Origin of the sequence: Levilactobacillus wangkuiensis (genome assembly GCF_016861605.1) — a bacterium.
Classification (GTDB): domain Bacteria; phylum Bacillota; class Bacilli; order Lactobacillales; family Lactobacillaceae; genus Levilactobacillus; species Levilactobacillus wangkuiensis.
The window spans coordinates 1-1,800 of record NZ_BOLM01000047.1; the positions used below are offsets into that span (position 1 = coordinate 1).

A 1,800-nucleotide genomic window follows, 5' to 3' on the forward strand; every position below is an offset into this window, starting at 1 on the left:
AGAGGCTGTGACATAACTAGCCTCTGTAGAACAAAAATAAGGCACGAAACCGAACTTTGGTTTCGTGCCTTATTTCCATGCTCTTGATTCTCAAGCCGTCTTCTCCTGGTGGAGACTAACTTGAGGATGTTCAATGCTAGAACGAGGATTCCAGTTTCTTTTTTGACCTTCGCTAGACCACGGACCGAGTAGCGATTGAAATGCAAATAAGCCTTCATCTTGCCAAAAATTGGCTCTACATCAATCTTTCGACGTCCGTAGATAGCCTTGTTTTCTGGCTTTGAAAGCTGGGTGCGTTCCTTTGCCTTAAAGTATTCCCATGCCTCATTCACTTTAATTCGGCGAAGCCTTTTCTTTGGTGTCAAAGCCAGTGGAATCACTTCATGATTCTCATTGTATTTTTCGGCTTCGTATTCTTTAAATTCACGAGTAAAGCCATACTTGTCAGTACTTTTTCGATAAACTTTAAAGTTGAATCTGACACCTTTCGGGTCAATAAAATAGTCATCTTTTTCGTAGTAATCCCAATTCATTACCTTTCGATCATCACTTTGCCACTTCCGACTATTTTCTTTGAGCATTGTCCCGTAAGGAACTAATACGACGTGTTTATCGAGCTCGTCTTCACAATATCGGTAGTTACTTTCTGAGCCATAACCTGCATCGGCCACGATTACTTTTCCCAACACTTTTTGCGACTCTAAGCTTGCTAAAAATAACGGGAAAGTTCGCGTATCAGTTGGATTTTGAAAGAGATCGAATCCCGTAATGAATTGGTTACTCGTTGCTATTTGAAGATTATAGGCTGGCTTCAACTGACCATTTTGCATCGGGTCTTCTTTGACCCGCATAAAAGTTGCGTCATGGTCGGTCTTGGAGTAACTGTTACGTTGACCAAAATTCACTTGCTGGTTTTGATGGTCAATCATCTTATCCCGCCGTTGAGTTAGCTTCCGACGTTGTGCTTTGAGAATCCGCCGCTGCTTTTTGGCAGGATTAGGCGAGATCTTCTTAGTAGCCTGAACCTCTTCATCCAAAGTGACCAGTCTATCTTCGACAGTTCCAATAACGGCGTCTAACATACCAAGGTTGAGGTCAGAACCAGTTGGGACTTCACCAATAAGCTTTGCCTCGTGAAGCTCGCCCAAAATCGTGACCAGTTGGTCCCGATTCATTTTGTCAAAGCGTACCGTGTTCTTCCGCCAGACGAAGCTATATTTATTGGCATCGGCCAAAATCTTAGTGCCATCAATGAATGTGACGTCATCAATTACACCAGCGTCCCTTAAAAACAACGTTAAGTTGTTTAAACTTTGTTTGGTCAAACTGGCTAGATCATCTGAGATTCGAAAACGGCAAATGGTCCGATATGAAGGGACTTGGTCAGCGATGAGCCAACCAGCTGGTTTGTTTTCACGTGCAAACTTTTCGATTTGGCGACTGCTAAAAATGCTGTAAGTATAAGCTAGTAGTACTAGTTTAAGCATTGCAGCCAGGTCGTATTCACGAGGGCGACCGAATTGATAAGAGTAGTCCAATTTTAAGGATTCTACCAATGTGTTAATGTAACGAGCCGGATGATTTTCTTCAGGCAAATAATCTAAAGCAATACTCAAAGTGGTTTGGTCCATGTTATAATAATCTTGCATATTGAACGTCCTTTCGAGGATAGTTTCGAGAGAGTATCGGGTGCGACCGGTGCCCTTTTTTAATTTAATTATACCAAAAAGCTGGTTGAGGAAAATCCGAAGATTTTCCTCAACCAGCTTTCATTTTGGAGACTTATGTCACAGCCCCTTT

Annotated in this window: 1 protein-coding gene; it reads right to left on the minus strand. The window is 42.2% G+C overall.

Features of this window, described 5'->3' with window-relative positions; all coding sequences use genetic code 11:
• The coding region (locus JUF13_RS14345) for an IS1182 family transposase (RefSeq protein WP_373301418.1) at positions 1–1,649 on the minus strand (1,649 nt) is incomplete at its 3' end.
• Positions 1,650–1,800: the final 151 nt, after the last annotated feature.